General features: G+C 56.0%; 14 protein-coding genes. 5 read left to right on the forward strand and 9 right to left on the reverse strand.

The features are described 5' to 3' along the window. Positions 1-17: 17 nt before the first annotated feature. The 5 genes from JMJ04_RS08880 to JMJ04_RS08900 all read right to left on the reverse strand — a co-directional run bounded on the left by JMJ04_RS08880 (position 18) and on the right by JMJ04_RS08900 (position 5,663). On the reverse strand, positions 18-521 hold the full coding sequence (locus JMJ04_RS08880) for a GNAT family N-acetyltransferase (RefSeq protein ID WP_201370174.1): 504 nt from the start codon (positions 519-521) through the stop codon (positions 18-20). A gap of 221 nt (positions 522-742) precedes the next feature. After that, positions 743-1,351 (reverse strand): transglutaminase-like domain-containing protein, encoded by a 609-nt coding sequence (locus tag JMJ04_RS08885; protein WP_201370175.1) that lies wholly within the window; start codon positions 1,349-1,351, stop codon positions 743-745. A gap of 384 nt (positions 1,352-1,735) precedes the next feature. Beyond that, entirely contained in the window at positions 1,736-3,322 is a 1,587-nt protein-coding gene (locus JMJ04_RS08890) for an ABC transporter ATP-binding protein (RefSeq protein ID WP_201370176.1), read from the reverse strand. Between the two features lie 14 nt (positions 3,323-3,336). Next, positions 3,337-4,281: an ABC transporter permease gene (locus tag JMJ04_RS08895; RefSeq protein ID WP_201370177.1), complete on the reverse strand. Its 945-nt coding sequence runs from the start codon at positions 4,279-4,281 to the stop codon at positions 3,337-3,339. 2 nt (positions 4,282-4,283) lie between these two features. Next, a complete protein-coding gene (locus JMJ04_RS08900) occupies positions 4,284-5,663 on the reverse strand; it encodes an ABC transporter permease (RefSeq protein ID WP_201370178.1) in 1,380 nt (459 codons plus the stop codon). A 351-nt stretch (positions 5,664-6,014) separates the two neighbouring features. On the opposite strand from JMJ04_RS08900, the gene JMJ04_RS08905 reads away from it, so the two are divergent. Together JMJ04_RS08905 and JMJ04_RS08910 are read left to right on the forward strand one after the other, a co-directional pair. Further along, a complete protein-coding gene (locus JMJ04_RS08905) occupies positions 6,015-7,229 on the forward strand; it encodes a GAF domain-containing sensor histidine kinase (RefSeq protein ID WP_201370179.1) in 1,215 nt (404 codons plus the stop codon). A 96-nt stretch (positions 7,230-7,325) separates the two neighbouring features. Further along, the gene (locus JMJ04_RS08910; RefSeq protein ID WP_236037969.1) at positions 7,326-7,988 is read left to right on the forward strand and encodes a response regulator; all 663 of its coding nucleotides are present in this window, start codon (positions 7,326-7,328) and stop codon (positions 7,986-7,988) included. A gap of 75 nt (positions 7,989-8,063) precedes the next feature. On the opposite strand, the gene rsgA is transcribed toward JMJ04_RS08910, so the two are convergent. From rsgA to JMJ04_RS08925, 3 genes are all read right to left on the reverse strand, one after another. Next, positions 8,064-9,170, reverse strand: a complete 1,107-nt coding sequence (rsgA, locus tag JMJ04_RS08915; protein WP_201370181.1) for a ribosome small subunit-dependent GTPase A — start codon at positions 9,168-9,170, stop codon at positions 8,064-8,066. Between the two features lie 822 nt (positions 9,171-9,992). Continuing rightward, positions 9,993-10,706 (reverse strand): zinc ribbon domain-containing protein, encoded by a 714-nt coding sequence (locus JMJ04_RS08920; RefSeq protein WP_201370182.1) that lies wholly within the window; start codon positions 10,704-10,706, stop codon positions 9,993-9,995. 180 nt (positions 10,707-10,886) lie between these two features. Beyond that, a complete protein-coding gene (locus JMJ04_RS08925) occupies positions 10,887-11,435 on the reverse strand; it encodes a DUF4288 domain-containing protein (RefSeq protein ID WP_201370183.1) in 549 nt (182 codons plus the stop codon). 536 nt (positions 11,436-11,971) lie between these two features. On the opposite strand from JMJ04_RS08925, the gene guaA reads away from it, so the two are divergent. The 3 genes from guaA (at position 11,972) to JMJ04_RS08940 (ending at position 15,742) form a co-directional block, all read left to right on the forward strand. Then, positions 11,972-13,618: a glutamine-hydrolyzing GMP synthase gene (guaA, locus tag JMJ04_RS08930; protein WP_201370184.1), complete on the forward strand. Its 1,647-nt coding sequence runs from the start codon at positions 11,972-11,974 to the stop codon at positions 13,616-13,618. Between the two features lie 87 nt (positions 13,619-13,705). Further along, the gene (locus tag JMJ04_RS08935; RefSeq protein WP_201370185.1) at positions 13,706-14,521 is read left to right on the forward strand and encodes an NUDIX hydrolase; all 816 of its coding nucleotides are present in this window, start codon (positions 13,706-13,708) and stop codon (positions 14,519-14,521) included. Positions 14,522-14,722: 201 nt separating this feature from the next. Beyond that, positions 14,723-15,742 carry an ADP-ribosylglycohydrolase family protein gene (locus JMJ04_RS08940; protein ID WP_201370186.1) on the forward strand — a complete coding sequence of 340 codons (1,020 nt, stop codon included), beginning with the start codon at positions 14,723-14,725 and terminating at the stop codon, positions 15,740-15,742. Between the two features lie 23 nt (positions 15,743-15,765). On the opposite strand, the gene JMJ04_RS08945 is transcribed toward JMJ04_RS08940, so the two are convergent. Then, on the reverse strand, positions 15,766-16,116 hold the full coding sequence (locus tag JMJ04_RS08945; RefSeq protein WP_201370187.1) for a hypothetical protein: 351 nt from the start codon (positions 16,114-16,116) through the stop codon (positions 15,766-15,768). Positions 16,117-16,264: the final 148 nt, after the last annotated feature.

Raw genomic sequence — 16,264 nt, forward strand, 5'->3', positions numbered from 1 at the left:
ATAATCCTCTTTGCTTGTTAGTAAAACTGCATGAGCATCACAAATGATTCGCTTCCTACCCGATTGAGAGCGGTATCCACGATTTCAAAGCCCATCCGCTCGTAGAGGTATCGCGCAGGATTGCTCTTACGGACGCTTAGCATCACCGCTGGATAGACCTTGCTGGCTGCTTCCAAGAGGTGCTTGAGCAACTGCGTGCCTATCCCTTGACCCAGAACATCTGGCAAAACGGCAATCGCGAGTTCTGGTGTGCCGTCAGGAATCAAGTGAGACGTTTTCTTTTCTTCGATGAGCAGGCGAATCCAGGCAGCTCCCAGCGGGCGCTGATCGTGTGGAGACAGCGCGAGGACTCCTATGTCGGTCTCGCGTCCCCATTCCTGAACATATTTCTGTAACCCAGGATTGTTCTTCGCCGCATCAGAGGAGGTCTCACCATCTTCTTGCATATGAGCGGCATAATAGAGCATTTTCCAGAGAAATGGTTCGTTGTCCGGCCTCACTGGTCGAATGAGGATATGCATGTCGTTTCTCCACATTCCGTCATTTTTGTGGAAGATATTCCCTCGTGGCACACTTCTTGAAAGGGGAAAAAGCTATCGGGCACATGACAACACTCCTGTTCCTTTGCTCCTACTTCCTCTCTGGCTGTAAGAATGGGGCATTATTCTGGCCTCGACATCTCTTACGCTTATGGTGCCAAAATAGAGCATAGCCTCCTGCAAAACACAACCTCTGTCCGATGTTACAGCCTTTCAGACAAGCAGAATTGCTGCATATGCAGGCTATCTGTATGCTGGCGTAGCACATCTACGACCTTGCGTTGTGGACGAGCATAGATGGTGGGATAATCGATCTCATCAAACTCTGGGCGAACGGGAAAGGCCAGTTTCTCCTGATCAAGCGAGAACTCCGCCTGTACACCAGGCTTGTTCCCTCTGGCGTCGATACGTACCCACTGGGCAAGTGCTGAGATATAGACGGCATTTAATGCGTGCAGCACATAGCCGCTTTCAGGTGTATCCCCAAGTGTCAAACGCTGATAGCAAAAGCCCGCTGGTATGCCTTGCGCGCGTAGTAGGGCCGCGAGCAGGTGCGACTTGGCATAGCAGATGCCTGTCCTCTGCTCCAAAACCTCTGATGCGCTACAGGTGATATGGGGATTTTGCGCATCCCAGGAATGCGGAATGGCGTCACGCACAAAGGTAAAGGTCGCGTTAATGCGGCTCAGTTCCTGGTCAGAAGCCGTTTGTAGATGCCTAGCAGTTTCTTGTACGAGAGGATGTGAGTAATTGACAACGTCGTCTTCGGCCAGATAGTCCGTTATCTGAGAGGTTTCATAGGTAAGCTGCATGATTATTGGGTCTCCTCCCACTTGGGAGGGCAAGTTTGAGGGGCTGATGTGTACCTTTCTTTATTATTGGCACACATACTCCCTTTCTGTCCAATCGAAAGAAATAGTCCACCTTGCTCTCTCCATGATGCTCATCCTAGCCCTGGGAGCCTTCAGCATCGCTTACAGAGAAATCATGACTATTTCACAGCCCGTCAAACTGCATTTGCCAGATGTACCGCGAAGAGAGTCTACCATCTAACAAATAGTGCTTGTAAATCCTTCTTGCTTCGTTTCAGTAAAGAAAGGCCATTTTAAGGAAAGAAGAACTATGTAAAAAGAAGAAGATCTTAAGCTCTACCGGAGAGGAGCCTGAAAACGCATATTCAGACTCCTTTTGCCCAATCATCCGTGATGACCACCGCCGGTCATGAGTACGCCGAGTTCCTCCTCGGTGACCTCTGGTCCGACGATGTCTACGATTCGCCCTTCGTACATGACCGCGATGCGGTCGGAGAGAGAGCGGATCTCATCCAGCTCGGCTGAGATCAGGAGCACAGCCTTACCAGCATCACGCTGCTCAATCAGGCGACGATGAATGAACTCGATGGCACCAATATCGACGCCACGAGTAGGCTGGGCCGCGATCAGGGCCTCGGGATTGCTCGCAAGCTCGCGCGCGATGATCACCTTCTGCTGGTTACCGCCGGAGAGCGCTCTGGCGGGAATATCAACCGATGGCGTACGCACGTCAAAGTCCGCGACCAGCTTGCGCGCCGCCTCACGAATCTTGCCCAGCGAGAGCAAGAACTTGCCACGTGCGAACTCGGGCCAGCGCTGACGTCCCAGGATGATGTTGTCGCTAATTGACTCGCTGAGCACCAGTCCGCTCTCGCGCCGGTCTTCGGGAATATGCGCCAGGCCCATTAAGCGCTCATCATCGGCGTGCATATTGGTCAGATCGACGGTCTTGCCTGCCTTCCCCTCCTTGACTGGAGTGATGGTGATCTGCCCCGAGGTCGCCTTGCGCATGCCAGAGATAACCTCGATCAACTCAGACTGGCCGTTGCCCTCGACGCCCGCGATGCCCAGGATCTCGCCTGAGCGTACCTCGAAGTTGACATCATGCAACACGTCAAGGCCCAGGTCGGACCTAGCACAGAGATCCTTCGTTTGCAGCACCACAGGTCCCGGCTGGGCAGGCGTTTTCTCCACCCGCAGCAGTACGTCGCGGCCAACCATCATACGCGCGATCTCGCGCCGGTTGGTGTCCCGCGTCGCCAGGTTGCCAGCGTTCTTACCCCGCCGCAAAACCGTGATGTTATCGGTCAGGTCCAGGACTTCGCGCAGCTTGTGGGTAATGAAGATGATGGTCTTGCCCTGCTTGACCAGGCCACGCAGCACGCCAAAGAGTTCATCCGTCTCCTGGGGCGTGAGCACACCCGTTGGCTCGTCCATGATCAGGATGTCCGCGCCTCGCGCCAGGACCTTGAGGATCTCTACGCGCTGCTGCAAGCCTACCGAGAGGTCTTTGATTTTAGCGTCGGGATCAATGGGCAGGCCATACTGATCGCTCAGGCGTTTCAGCTCGGCGCGCGCCTGCTTTAGATTCAAAGTACCAGCTACACCACCGGGTTCGCGCCCAAGAATGATATTCTCTGCCACCGTCAGGGGTGGGATGAGCATAAAGTGCTGATGCACCATGCCAATCCCGAGGCGAATAGCGTCACGTGGCCCATGAATAGAGACCGGTTTGCCGTTGACCAGGATCTCTCCGCTGTCGGGTCGAATCAGACCATAGAGAATATTCATCAAGGTCGACTTGCCCGCGCCATTCTCGCCCATGAGGGCATGAATCTCGCCCTGGCGCACTTGCAGGTTGACATGATCGTTGGCGATCACGCCGGGCCAGGCCTTGGAGATCTCACGCATCTCTACCGCGTAGGGGACGTTACTCTCGCCCACGGGTTGTATAAGCGTGCTTTCTTGCATAACTCTTTAACCTCCTATTCCGTGCCTGGCTCGTAAGGAATGCCATCGGCAGCTGGTGGAATCGTGCGACCGACCAGGCCAACGAGGGCGAACAGCGTCAGGATATAGGGCAGCGTGCTCAACAGGTTAGGATCAATGCCCGGTCCCTGTAGGCGTGAGACCAGCGCCTCACCCAGGCCAAAGACGACACACGCGCCCGCGGTCCCCCAGGGGGTCCATTTGCCGAAGATCATCGCTGCCAGCGCGATAAAGCCTGTGCCAGCCGTCATGTTGGAGGTAAAGACGCCAGCGATACCCAGCGAGAGATAGGCACCCGCCAGGCCAGCGAAGGCACCACTGGCACCCACGCAAATGTAGCGCATCAAGCGTACATTGACGCCCGCTGTGTCCGCGGCGTGAGGGTGCTCACCGACTGCGCGGATACGCAGGCCAAAGTTGGTATGGAAGAGCAGGAACTGCGTCGCGAATAGGATCACCACGGCGACATAGAAGATAATATTCTGTTGTAGGAAGACGGGACCGATAAAGGGAATGTTGGAGAGCGGACCCAGCGAGACCTGGGGCAAGCGCAGCGAATCATTCAGTGAAGGCACGCCCTGGCCCGCCGTCTGGATAAAGACGATATAGTTAGTCAGGCCCAGCGCGAACAAGTTGATCGCGATACCGCTGACAACCTGATTGGCCTTGAAGTTAATCGAGACCAGCGCATGAATCAGGGAGATCAGCGTAGCCGCGACAATCGCGCCCACGACGCCTAGCAGCACGTTATTGGTCGCACGCGCCACCATGACACCCGCGCACGCCCCGGTCAGCATCATGCCTTCCATAGCGATATTGGTGATACCGCTGCGCTCTGAGATCACGCCACCCAACGCGGGCAACAGTAGCAGAGCGGCAAACTGAAGCGTCGCGGCCCATAGGTCGCTTGAACGCAGCACACTCAAGATTAAGCCAAGCATTACTAACGACCCTCCTCAATGGGATTTGATGGGCGCTCCTCGGAGTGGACGCTCTCGACAGGAACCCCCTTGTGCTTTGTTGCCACCGCGTCCGACGCGCCAGGCTCGACTTCGTGCAAGCTATCGTTCTCAATCACGATCAGGGGATTGCCAACGATGGGACCCGCCAGTGGAACCTCAATCGCAGGCACCGCCGCGCGCCTGGAACGGCGACGGAAGGCGCGTGTGAGCGCGGGCAGGAACTCGGAAGCGATACTAAAGAGCACCAGCGCCTGAATGACATACACCATGTCGCCAGGAATCTTGGCAAAGAGCTGCATCGTGGTTCCCCCCTGGCGCAGGCCACCAAAGAGGAGGGCGCTCAAGAGGATACCAACGCCCGTGGTCCGCCCGAGCAGCGAGACGCCAATGGCGTCAAAACCGGTCGGATCAATCGCAAATGTCGAGCCAAACAATTGATACGGAGGTTGACCCATGAGGTGGATCGCGCCCGCCAGGCCAGAGAAGGCACCGGACAGCGCCATCACCAGGAACATATTGCGCCTGGTGCGGATACCCGCATATTGCGCGGCCCTGGGATTCTGCCCAATGACGCGAATTTCATAGCCAAAGGCGGTCCGGCTCGTAAGGAACCAGTAAAAGATGAGAACGACAAGCGCGATCAGCAAGCCGACATCGGTAAGATACTGCTCAGGATTAGTAATCTGAGGCAAGAACTGGCCCAGCGTATTATTATAGGTCGTGGCCAGGAAGGGAAGTTGCGCCTGAGTTGGCAGAGATGGCGTCTGCGTCGCCTGGTGAGGAGCTTTGTAGGGGCCAGAGATGAGATAGTCGGTTACATAGAAAGCGATCCAGTTGAGCATGATCGTGGTCACTACTTCATGCGCACCACGCCAGGCTTTAAGCAGGCCGACAATACCACCCCAGATACCACCAGCGACAATGCTTCCCAGCAGCATCAGTGGCACAAGCACGATGCCCGGGAGGGTGGGAAAGGTATAGGCGATAATACCCGCGGTCATGGCTCCAACAGCGAGCTGACCCGCGGCACCAATGTTAAATAGGCCAGCCCGGTACGCAATAGCGACAGAGAGACCAGTCAGTATCAAGGGACCTACGCGCACAAGAGTATAGGAGAGACTCTGTGGATCGCCAAAGGAGCCCTGAAAAAGGTACTGATAACCGCTCAAGACGGTACTCAGTCGATCATCAAATGTGCCTGAGGTCGTCGCCATGATAAAGATACCGCCGACAATCAACGCCAGCAGCACCGCGAAGAGAGGACGACTCAGAGCAATCCATATTCTATACAACCAACCGAGAAATTTCGACGCCGAAGAAGGTGTACTCTTTGCTTCGCGCCGACCTGGTGGCACGGCCATAAGGCTTCCTCCGAAACAGGAGACGGCATGATGCGCCGCCAACGAATTGTAAGTCAGGAATGTATATCGACAATCAGGAATGCATATCGACGAATATGATAACATTAGCAATGGAGATAACACAAGCATAGATCTGGGATGGCAAAAAGACGCAACATGGCATAATGAGAACTAGCTCTACTGTTTCCAAAGAGCCGGCAGCGCATCATCTCGTGATTCTAACGAGATAGCAGGCACCCGCTCGACACCCTCACCCAGCGGTGTTATACTTCTCTTAGCGCTGAGAATCTGCTATCAAGTGCGCTCCTACCAACTAACCGTAATGGCTATATCTTTCTCCCTGTGTGAGCAATGACACAAGAATCATTTGAGAAACAACCAGTCGAAACTCCTTCGCTGCTACATAATAACCGTGACCTGGCGGTGCTCTATGATATCGCGAGCTATCTGAATCATAGCATCGATGTTCACGAAGCCCTCCAGGAGGTCCTGGTCCGTGTCACGGACCTGCTCGGGCTACGCACGGGCTGGGTCTGGCTACTAAATGAATGGGGCAGTACCTATATCGCAGCCTCGCAGGATCTCCCGCCCTACCTGGCGGACCACCCTGAGCGCATGACAGGCTCCTGTCAATGCCTCGATACCTTCTTAAGTGGCGAGCTTTCGGGTGCCTCAAATATCGACGTGCTACGCTGTAGTCGCTTAAAGAACGCGGAACGCAACAGCGATCCATCGGCGCTTGGCCTACGCTTTCATGCCAGCATTCCTATTTACGCTGGTGATACGCGCATCGGCGTCCTCAATGTCGCCAGCGAAGATTGGCGCGAGCTACAACCAGAAGAGCTGCAACTGCTACACATCATCGGCGACCAGATCGGCCTGGCAATCCAGCGAGCACGCATCTCGTCGCAACACATGCGCGCCGCGGCCCGCCTGGCGACTATCGAGGAGCGCAACCGCCTGGCCCGCGAGATTCACGACACGATTGCTCAGGGCCTGGCCGCGGTCACCCTACAACTGGAGACCGCCGACGCCCTGGCCGAGAGCAAGCCCCAGCGCGCGCACGAGGCCTTGCAGCGTGCGCTCCGCCTGGCTCGCGGCAACCTGGAGGAGGCGCGACGCTCAGTGATGGATTTGCGTGCCGCGCCGCTCCAGGGGCGCACCCTACCCGAAGCTCTTGAGGCCCTGGTCCATGAGGAGAAGGCGCACGAAGAACAGGCGCGGCACGCGCTGGTTAGTTTCCAGTATGCGCCAGAAGCCCTCTTTCCGCCGCTCCCGGCGAGTGTGGAGTCTGGTCTCTACCGCATTGCGCAGGAGGCGCTCAACAACGCTCATCGTCATGCCCAGGCCACGCATATTCACCTGGAGCTGACCGCCAACGAGCACCAGGTCCAGTTAAGCATCAAAGATGATGGTCAGGGCTTCGACCTCGACACGCTTGCCACCCAGGAGGGCCACTTTGGACTCAAAGGCATAGGCGAGCGCGTCAAGCTTCTCAATGGCACGCTCTGCCTTGAAAGCGATCCCGGCCAGGGAACATATCTCTATATCGCGGTCCCCTACTAACGGGAAGAGTCCATGCAAGCATGGACCCTACGGGCGGTGGGCTAAGTTGTAGGGTCCATGCTTGCATGGACTAACATGAAGAGAAAGGCGCAGACAATGATCCATATATTGCTGGCAGACGATCACCCTATCGTACGCGAGGGATTGCGCGCGGTACTGGAGACCCAGCCCGACTTTGAGGTCATCTCAGAATGTGCCAGCGGCGACGAGGCCATCCGCCAGGCCGAACTCCTCAAGCCAGATATCTTGCTCTTAGACCTGGAAATGCCCATCATGGACGGAGTCGAGGCCATCAAGCAGCTTCGCCAGCGCCGGCAGAATGCGCGTATCATTGTCTTTACCGCCTTTGATACAGATGAACGCATCATTCACGCCATCCAGGCGGGCGCGGACGGCTATCTGCTCAAAGGCTCGCCCCGCGATGAGATCTTCAAGGCTATTCGTCTGGCGATGGAGGGAGGCTCGCTCCTCCAGCCTCTCGTCGCCTCTAAGCTGCTGCGGCACATGGGCCAGCGCGAACGCGAGAACAACCACCGGACCCTGCAAGGGATTCCCCAGGTTGAAGAGCTCACCGAGCGCGAGCTAGAGGTGCTACGTCTCCTGGCTCAGGGCATGCCTAATAAAGAGATCGCCTCCCATCTCGTCATCAGCGAGCGTACCGCCAAATTTCACGTCAGCTCCATCATGAGCAAGCTGGGCGCGACCAACCGCACCGAGGCCGTCGCCCTCGCCGCCCAACGCGGTCTGATTGATTTATAAATTTTGATAAGAGAAGTGAGGCCCTCTGGCAGCCTGCGGCTGCCAGAGGGCCTCACTTCTCTTATCAAAATTCTCTTAACGTTCATCCCCATGATAAATGCGAACATAGCTACGATAACGGTGCTTATCAATCACATCGTCCTCTACGGCCTGAATAATAGCACAACCCTCTTCGTCGATATGATTACAATCGTTAAAGACGCATTCGCCCAGGTAGGGGCGGAACTCGACAAAGCAGTGCGGAAGATCCTCTGGCAAGACATCCCAGGCAGCGAGGGCGCGAATACCCGCCGAGTCCGCCAGCCAGCCACCGGAAGAGAGCGGATAGAGTTGCGAGCCGGTCGTCGTATGCCGCCCCTTGCCCGTCGCCTCGCTAATCATCCCCGTACGAATCGCCATCTCTGGCTCAATGGCGTTCACCAGCGAGGACTTGCCCACGCCTGAAGGCCCGGTGAAGAGAGTGGTGCGGTCCTTCAGGATCGCGCGCAAGTCTTCTATCCCCTGTCCAGTGTGCGCACTACTCCAGACGATGGGGTAATCCAACTTAGCATAAAGATCGGCGGCCTCCTCCACACGCGAGGAATGAGGAAGATCGGCTTTATTAAGACAGATGATAGAGCGAAGTTGCGCCGCCTCACAAATGACAAGGTAGCGATCCAGAAAAGCGAAATGCGGCTCTGGCTGGGCCACCGATAGCACGATAATCACCTGGTCAAGGTTTGCCAGCAGTGTCTGCGGAATCGCTTTACGTTCCGTTGAGCCAGCGTCCAGGCGCGAGAGCTCGCTCTGGCGCGGCAGAATCTCTTCGATCAGGCCTGTACTCTGATCAAGCTTACGAAACTTAACATGATCGCCTGCCGAGAGGCGTGACTGAATGGGGTTTTCGGGTTCAGGTGCGGGTTTACTGTTTTTCTCACGTTCACGTTCGGCGCGTCGCAACTGATACTCATTCAGCTTGCGCCCTTTGGCAACAACCTGCGTATTCTGAGACTGGACGCGTGCGAAGGCTTTCTTTAATTTTCCGCGCAGCGTACAGCGAAAGACGCCAGCATCAGTGTGAACGTCATAGATGCCATGTGCTCCATTGAGCACAACACCGGTAAGCAAAGCCGGATCATCAATCAAGCTTGTTCCCTCCCAAGGAATTGCAGGAAAAACGGCAGCCATATGCCAGGCAGACATAGCTATCTCTTGAAGAGAGGTATGCTGCACTGGTTCATTGATAGAAGAATGGCGCGCTACAAACAACGGCATGAAGGTGTCTGCCACGTGGGAGGGAGTGTCGACCTCTCAACTGGGGAAGCACTACGTTGAGAGCCTTTTCCAGTCAACCCATGGCCTCCTTATACGAAAACCAATGTCGCTCTCGCTTGTCCCCGAATGGGGGCGGCTAGCGCTCACGCGCTCAGGTTTTCGGAGAGCCATGACCGGAAGCGATACAGACAGGCAATACTAGCGTGCGCCAGGTACCTGCTGAACCAGGAGAATCAAGGGAACCTGACGGGCGAACGACTGTCTATAACACTCGCCTCATGCCGGACAGACAAGGTGCATTCAAGCACACAGTAACAGGTTTTGTGCTCTTGCATAGAACTGCACCTCCTTTATACTGGCCAGGCCAGAATTTGAACGAACGGTTCCTCGTACTCAAAGCATACTCGGAACCCATCGTTTTTGTCAACGTTCGCTCTTCTCATTATCGACATTTCGCCAAAATTCATTTGCTTTCGCGCCTGCGGCGCTCAAGGATAAGATGTATGAGTTGTGGCGTGGGCGAATGCCCACGCCACAACTCATACATCTTATCCGGGTTGTGTGACCACAAAAAGCCAAGGAAAACTCTACAACATGAGGAGAGATAGTAGGCTAGTGGGATAGGAGGAGAAGTGCGCTACATTGCGCCTTTCACTGAGCGGCCAGTGAGTCGTGTAAACATCCATTGCTTTCAGAAAGGTTATCAGGTAGGCATTGGCACTGTCGGACGATGCATATGGGTCAAAGAGATTAAAGTTCGTAGTAGAGAATGCGACCACAATTGGTGCAGACCTGAAGTTCAGGACTACGGAGCGCCTCTTGTAATTCGCTGGGGGCAAGCACGGCCAGGCACCACTGGCAAGAACTCTGTTCAACTCTGGAAATGGCTCGTCCTTGCTTGGTGCGCCGCATTAAGGTATAGCGCTCAAGCAGGTCCGTTTCGAGAACTGAGGTAATCAGGGAACGCTGCTGATCGAGATTGGTGCGCTGCGTCTCAAGTTGTTGCTGGCGAGTCAGTTCCGTGGAATTATCCCGTGACCATGACTCTTGTGCCTGCTCTAACTCGCGCGCCTGACGCTCGGAGGTTTCTTTCAGCGATTCAGTAACGTCTACAATTTCACGCAGGGATTCTTCCTGGCGAGCGTGCTGAGCTCGAAGCTGCTGGACCTCCTGCTGAAGCGCCTGCAAATCCCGCGCATTGCTCAGACTCACACTGTTAAGGCGCTGCTCTTGCGCCTCGATACGCTTCGTCAGGTCTTCGAGATGCCATTCAGCCTCGCGTTGTGTCTGGAGACTGGCCTGCAACTGTTGCGCAATGCTCTGCTGCTCAGATTGTAGCTTACGCAGCTTATAATTGTTCTGAAGAGATTGCTGAAGGGACTGAAGCTCAGCCTTGACGCGGTCGAGATCCAGGTCGAGCTCTTGTAGCTGGAACAACCGCGCGGCTAGCTGGGTCGTACTCATGAGTAGAATTTCTCCTTTCAGCGCGTCCGACATTCTACCATAGATTACTATTGTACTGCTATCCAGGAGGAACATCAATAGCATTTTCCCTTTTGCCTACATTATTTACATTTTTCATAAAGAGATAGAAAACAGGGTGTTCTGGTGCGTACGCACTAGAACACCCTGTTTTCTATCTCTTTATCTATAGTCTTCGCGTGTATCGCGAGGCTCACGTAGAATACGCTCTACCTCGGCCAGCACAGCCTGGGGATCGATCTCTTCCAGATCTTCTTCAGCGGTTGCGGACGCTTCAACCTCGTAGGCTGGCTGCGGCACCTCCTCTAAGAGTGCCCGCGCGCGAATATCGGGAACATCTGAATCTTCCTCTTCATTCCACTGCCGAAAGATATCCAGCTCATCCTTGGGCAAGAGCATACTCTGAATCTCATCTTCATCGAGACCCACCCACTGATAATAGGTAATCTCCTCCCCATCCTCCAGATCGGTATAGATCTCCGTTAGGTTGCTTAACCCACGGAAAGTCGAGGTTACACGCTGGCCCTGGGGATTCTCATAGACCATCTCCCCCTCCTGTCCATGAGCCATAGCCTTCTGGAATGCCTCTTCTGCAGAGTTCGCCCGAATCAGGACAAGGTTTCTATGGACAACATTCTCTTCCGCCCCCTCCACATGAATCTCCTCAACTATTTCGGCAACATACCATTTTCCCTGTTTAGACGCCCCCATAGCATGTTCCTTTCTTGCTCGGACACAGGCCCTGCTTCGATTCCCAGGGCATCTCAAAAATCACCTCTTCTTCTTATTCGGCTCCAGGCTTCGCTTTCATAAGCAACCCAGGCACAAAGAGAGAGAAAAAGGCTATTCTTTGATCCACCCTGCTTCGACTCCTACTTTGACGATGACGAAGGTACAATCTGTGGTATACTCAAACATCATATCTTAAATTGAGGTAAATGTGTAGAGGTCTACACACGAGTATCGTCCAGTATGAGGATGTGGAGTTGGAAATGCCGCGGCATTTCCAACTCCACATCCTCATACTGGACGATTTAAGGGACGAGGAACTAGTACAAGCGGCGTATAGATCAAACTATTGACCGCTTTGGACGATTAGATATACTTGCAAGCAATGCCGACTGAATTATTTCGCTTTTCTCCACTATCTTCATATCCGAAAACCCTGAGCGCGAAGTGCTAGTCACGCCAGTGACGTTGGGTTTCGGAATAAGATCTATAGCATCGATATTAACAAAGAGGGATATATGCAACTGGAGCGCCGTCAGGCAATTATTGTACTAGATTATGGATCGCAGGTTAGCCGCTTAATCACACGCCGCATTCGTGAGTGCCACGTGTATAGCGAGCTGGTGCCTGCCTCGACTACGCTGGCTGAGCTGCAAGCCAAAGACCACCTGGATATCAAGGGCTTTATCCTCTCGGGCGGTCCCTCAAGCGTCTATGACGAGGGCGCCCCAAGCTGTGACCCGGCCATTCTCCATAGTGGCCTGCCTGTACTCGGCATCTGCTATGGCATGCAGCTCATGGCCCAGCAGCTAGGCGGCCACGTCGAGCCCAAGCATGGTACACGCGAGTATGGGCCCGCCACCATTGAGATTGTGGCCGACGCAGAGCAGGATTACGCGACCTATCGCATCTTCGAGGGCCTCAAGCCCTCCCCAGAGCAGACTACCCACCTGGATCGCCTCACGCAACATACCCCGCTACGCCTCCCGGTCTGGATGAGTCACGGCGATAGCGTGGACCAGCTCCCCGAGGGCTTTAAAGTCCTGGCAACCACCGAGAGCAATCCCGTCGCGGTCATCGCACACCCCAAGGGGCTGATTGGCTTCCAGTTCCATCCCGAGGTCACACACACCCCCCAGGGCAAAGAGCTCATAAAGAACTTCCTCTTCCGTGTCTGCGACTGTGAGGCCAGTTGGACACCGGAGAAGGTCATCGACGAGACGGTCGAGCGCATTCGCCAGCAGGTCGGCAAAGAGCGCGTCCTCTGCGCCCTCTCGGGCGGCGTTGACTCCGCCGTTGCAGCCCTGCTAGTGCATAAGGCCATCGGCGATCAACTCACCTGTATGTTCGTGGATACAGGCTGTATGCGCGAGGGCGAGGGCGAGCAGGTCGTCGAGACCTTCCGCAACCACCTGCATATTCCCCTGGTCGCTATTGACGCAGAGGAGCGCTTCCTCGGCAAGCTAGCTGGTGTGACCGATCCCGAGCGTAAGCGCAAGGTCATCGGCGAAGAGTTCATTCGCGTCTTCGAAGAAGAGGCCGTCAAGCTCGCTACAGAACAGGGCAAGATCGGCTTCCTGGCCCAGGGCACGCTCTACCCAGACGTCATCGAGAGCACCAGCCACGACACCGCCAATACCGCCAAGCGCATCAAGACGCATCACAACGTGGGTGGTCTCCCAGAAGAGATGGTCTTCAAGCTCGTCGAGCCACTGCGCATGCTCTTTAAGGACGAGGTACGCGAGATCGGCCTGGAGCTGGGCCTGCCCGAAGAGTGGGTCTGGCGCCATCCCTTCCCCGGTCCCGGCCTGGCCATTCGCGTTATCGGCGATATCACAAAAGAGAAGCTCGACATTCTGCGTAAGGCCGACAAGATCGTCATCGACGAGATCCGCCGCGCGGGCGTCTATCGCGAGCTAGGGCAGGCCTTCGCTGTGCTCACCCCCATTCAGAGCGTGGGCGTCATGGGCGACGGCCGCACCTACGGCAATCTCGTTGCCGTGCGCGCCGTGACCACGGGCGACTTTATGACTGCCGACTGGGCGCGCCTCTCGCCCGAACTCCTGGCGCGCATCTCCAACCGCCTCGTCAACGAGGTCCACGAGATCAACCGCGTCGTCTACGACATCACCTCCAAGCCACCCGCCACTATCGAATGGGAATAAAAATATGCTGAGAACATGATGCGGCTGGCGGCCATCGGCTGCCAGCCGCATCATGTTCTCAGCGTATGTAATACATGGAGAAATTTTATGTTGGAATTTGAGATCCTGGCGCAGGGCTGCTTCCCAGCAGACAAGGTCGACATTCTCTATCAGCCAGAGGAGCGTATGCCCATGACTCCTGCCATTCAGGCCTGGATGGACGCACTCTGGGAGGAGAGGCTGAGCCAGGCCCGCACCTTCAACAAGCGCCTCTTCGATGCCCCGCTCTACCGCCTCGTAGGTGCCGAGACAACGGGCGAGAGGCTCACGCTCCACCTGGGCGATACCAGCTATAAAGAGTATGTCACGACACGCGAGGCCAGCTTCGCCCGCGAGCGAAGGCGCGACGAACTGGGGAACGCCATCGGCGTCTGCTCCGTGGTCGAGACCAGCGACGACTATATCCTGCTGGACAAACGCCAGGGCGTCGACGTCTATGAGGGGCGCTATCACGTCATCGGTGGCTTCTTCGAGCGCGGCCTGGACACCCAGGGCCAGCGCCCTGACCCCTTCGCCGCCGTTCGCCGCGAGATCCGCGAGGAGACCGGCATTCAAGAGACCGATATCCGCGAACAGTATTGCCTGGGCGCAGCCTACGACCTCGCCATGCCCCACGGCGAATTCCTCTTCCTGACACGCCTGCACATTCCTCTCTCCGAGGTCCAACAGAGAGAGCCCGAAGAGGACGAAATCAAAGAACTCCGCTTCCTGCACTCCACAGAGGAGAGCCTACGCGCCTTTATTCTGGAGCACCATGGACGTATCTCCGCCACCGGTGAACCCAACCTCCTGCTCTATGGTACCTGGAAATTCGGCCAGTCCTGGCTCGCCTCCCTACTCCCAACCCTGGAGAGCCTGGCATAGCCCAACATGTTTCTAATCCAAATATTTTCCATGCTAACTCTGCTCTACAATCACCTCCAGGGTAAGGGGTGTGTATACCTTACCCTGAGCGCCGCAGGCGCGAAATGTCGCGATCTCTCATGACAAATATTGAACAGATATGATATAGTATTTCAACATATTCTATGTTTCGCCGGGCCGATAGTAGAGGATTTTTTTGAAATGAATAAGGAAAGACAGAGAAAAGCGTCGGGGAGCCTGTTCGGGCTGGCATTTGGCGACGCCCTGGGAGCCGATACAGAGTTTATGAGCGTCGAGCAGATTAGCGCGAAATATGGGCCAGAAGGGCCGAGCGAGCTACAGGACAATCCCGCCCGCGTGACGGATGATACGCAGATGACGCTGGCGGTTGGAGAGGCACTCCTGGCCGCCGAGAAGCCTTATAGCGCCGATACGTTGGAAGAGCCGCTGCGCGCCGCCTTTATCGCCTGGGATCGCAGCCCAGATAATAATCGCGCGCCCGGCAATACCTGCCTCCAGGCCTGCGAGGGGCTGGCGCGTAACCTTCCCTGGCAGAATGCCACTGTCATCAGTTCCAAAGGCTGTGGCGCTAATATGCGTGTAGCACCAGCGGGGCTCCTACGCGCCGAGCAAGACGAGGTCACACCTGAGACGCGCGCCGCCATCGCTCAGTTCCAGGCCGCGCTCACCCACGGCCATCCAACCGCGCTTGCGGCCTCCGATCTGACGACCTGGTGCATCGCCGACCTTGTGTCAGGCGGCGAACCCGAGGGACTCGTCGAGCGCCTGCAGGATTATGCCTTGAGCCAGCGCAGCGTCTACCATCAGCTCTGGCTGGGGCCGCTCTGGCAGATCCCACTCAGCAATACGCCACAGGAGTTTATCGAGCGTGGCTGGGATGAATGCCTGCAGGTACTTGAGCGGCTCGATGTCGCACTGAAGCAGCCAGACCGCCAGAGTGATCCCTGCTTGCAGACGGGCGCAGGCTGGATCGCCGAAGAGGCATTCGCCACTGGCCTGCTCTGCTTCCTGCTCTATCCCGAAGAGCCTATCAAGGCCATCCAGCGTGCTGCGACCACCAGTGGCGACTCCGACTCCATAGCCTGCCTCACCGGAGCCTTCGCGGGCGCCCACCTGGGCCTCGAAGCCTGGCCCCAGGCCTGGCTCGACCGCATCGAATACCGCGATCGCCTGGCAAAGCTAGGAGCAACTTGGGATTAACAACTTCGCCGGGGGCACTGGCTCTATGAATGATACTCAGCGATGACCTCGATGGGGCCAACAATATTACGGTTGAACTCATCCAGCTCCTCCGCCGGAATCCAGTACTCCTGGTGGATCGCGCTACCCACTTTTCGCACCTCATAGCTATCGAGAAAGGCCTTGCGCACCTGGAAACGCGTCACATACCCTGAATTGCCATCGCGGGCATTCCAATCACGAGCGATCTGGACGGCATATTCCTCAAAGAGCACAGGATAGAAGATAGGTTGCCAGAAGAGGCGCGGCGGAAAGGTGGTATACAGGCTCTCCGCAATCAAGGCCAACTCCTCTGAGCCAGTAGGACGATACAGCGTGATGGTCTCCTCTTGCATAAGTGTCATCCTTTCACAACCAATTAGCGAGCGCCTTCGCGCCTGCGGCGCTCAGGGGTAAGGGGGTGTGGGTGGAAAACGGCTTTGCCGTTTTCCACCCACACCCCCTTACCCCGAGGCGAGCGTAGCGAAACCAAGGCAAGAGCTG

It is taken from the genome of Ktedonobacter robiniae (assembly GCF_016587375.1).
GTDB classification, from domain to species: Bacteria; Chloroflexota; Ktedonobacteria; order Ktedonobacterales; family Ktedonobacteraceae; genus Ktedonobacter; species Ktedonobacter robiniae.

Bases quoted from the DNA above. Each gene is read 5' to 3' on its own strand.
- JMJ04_RS08880 (WP_201370174.1), bottom strand. From the start codon at position 521: ATGCATATCCTCATTCGACCAGTGAGGCCGGACAACGAACCATTTCTC.
- JMJ04_RS08885 (WP_201370175.1), bottom strand. From the start codon at position 1,351: ATGCAGCTTACCTATGAAACCTCTCAGATAACGGACTATCTGGCCGAA.
- JMJ04_RS08890 (WP_201370176.1), bottom strand. From the start codon at position 3,322: ATGCAAGAAAGCACGCTTATACAACCCGTGGGCGAGAGTAACGTCCCC.
- JMJ04_RS08895 (WP_201370177.1), bottom strand. From the start codon at position 4,281: ATGCTTGGCTTAATCTTGAGTGTGCTGCGTTCAAGCGACCTATGGGCC.
- JMJ04_RS08900 (WP_201370178.1), bottom strand. From the start codon at position 5,663: ATGGCCGTGCCACCAGGTCGGCGCGAAGCAAAGAGTACACCTTCTTCG.
- JMJ04_RS08905 (WP_201370179.1), top strand. From the start codon at position 6,015: ATGACACAAGAATCATTTGAGAAACAACCAGTCGAAACTCCTTCGCTG.
- JMJ04_RS08910 (WP_236037969.1), top strand. From the start codon at position 7,326: ATGATCCATATATTGCTGGCAGACGATCACCCTATCGTACGCGAGGGA.
- rsgA (WP_201370181.1), bottom strand. From the start codon at position 9,170: ATGTCTGCCTGGCATATGGCTGCCGTTTTTCCTGCAATTCCTTGGGAG.
- JMJ04_RS08920 (WP_201370182.1), bottom strand. From the start codon at position 10,706: ATGAGTACGACCCAGCTAGCCGCGCGGTTGTTCCAGCTACAAGAGCTC.
- JMJ04_RS08925 (WP_201370183.1), bottom strand. From the start codon at position 11,435: ATGGGGGCGTCTAAACAGGGAAAATGGTATGTTGCCGAAATAGTTGAG.
- guaA (WP_201370184.1), top strand. From the start codon at position 11,972: ATGCAACTGGAGCGCCGTCAGGCAATTATTGTACTAGATTATGGATCG.
- JMJ04_RS08935 (WP_201370185.1), top strand. From the start codon at position 13,706: ATGTTGGAATTTGAGATCCTGGCGCAGGGCTGCTTCCCAGCAGACAAG.
- JMJ04_RS08940 (WP_201370186.1), top strand. From the start codon at position 14,723: ATGAATAAGGAAAGACAGAGAAAAGCGTCGGGGAGCCTGTTCGGGCTG.
- JMJ04_RS08945 (WP_201370187.1), bottom strand. From the start codon at position 16,116: ATGCAAGAGGAGACCATCACGCTGTATCGTCCTACTGGCTCAGAGGAG.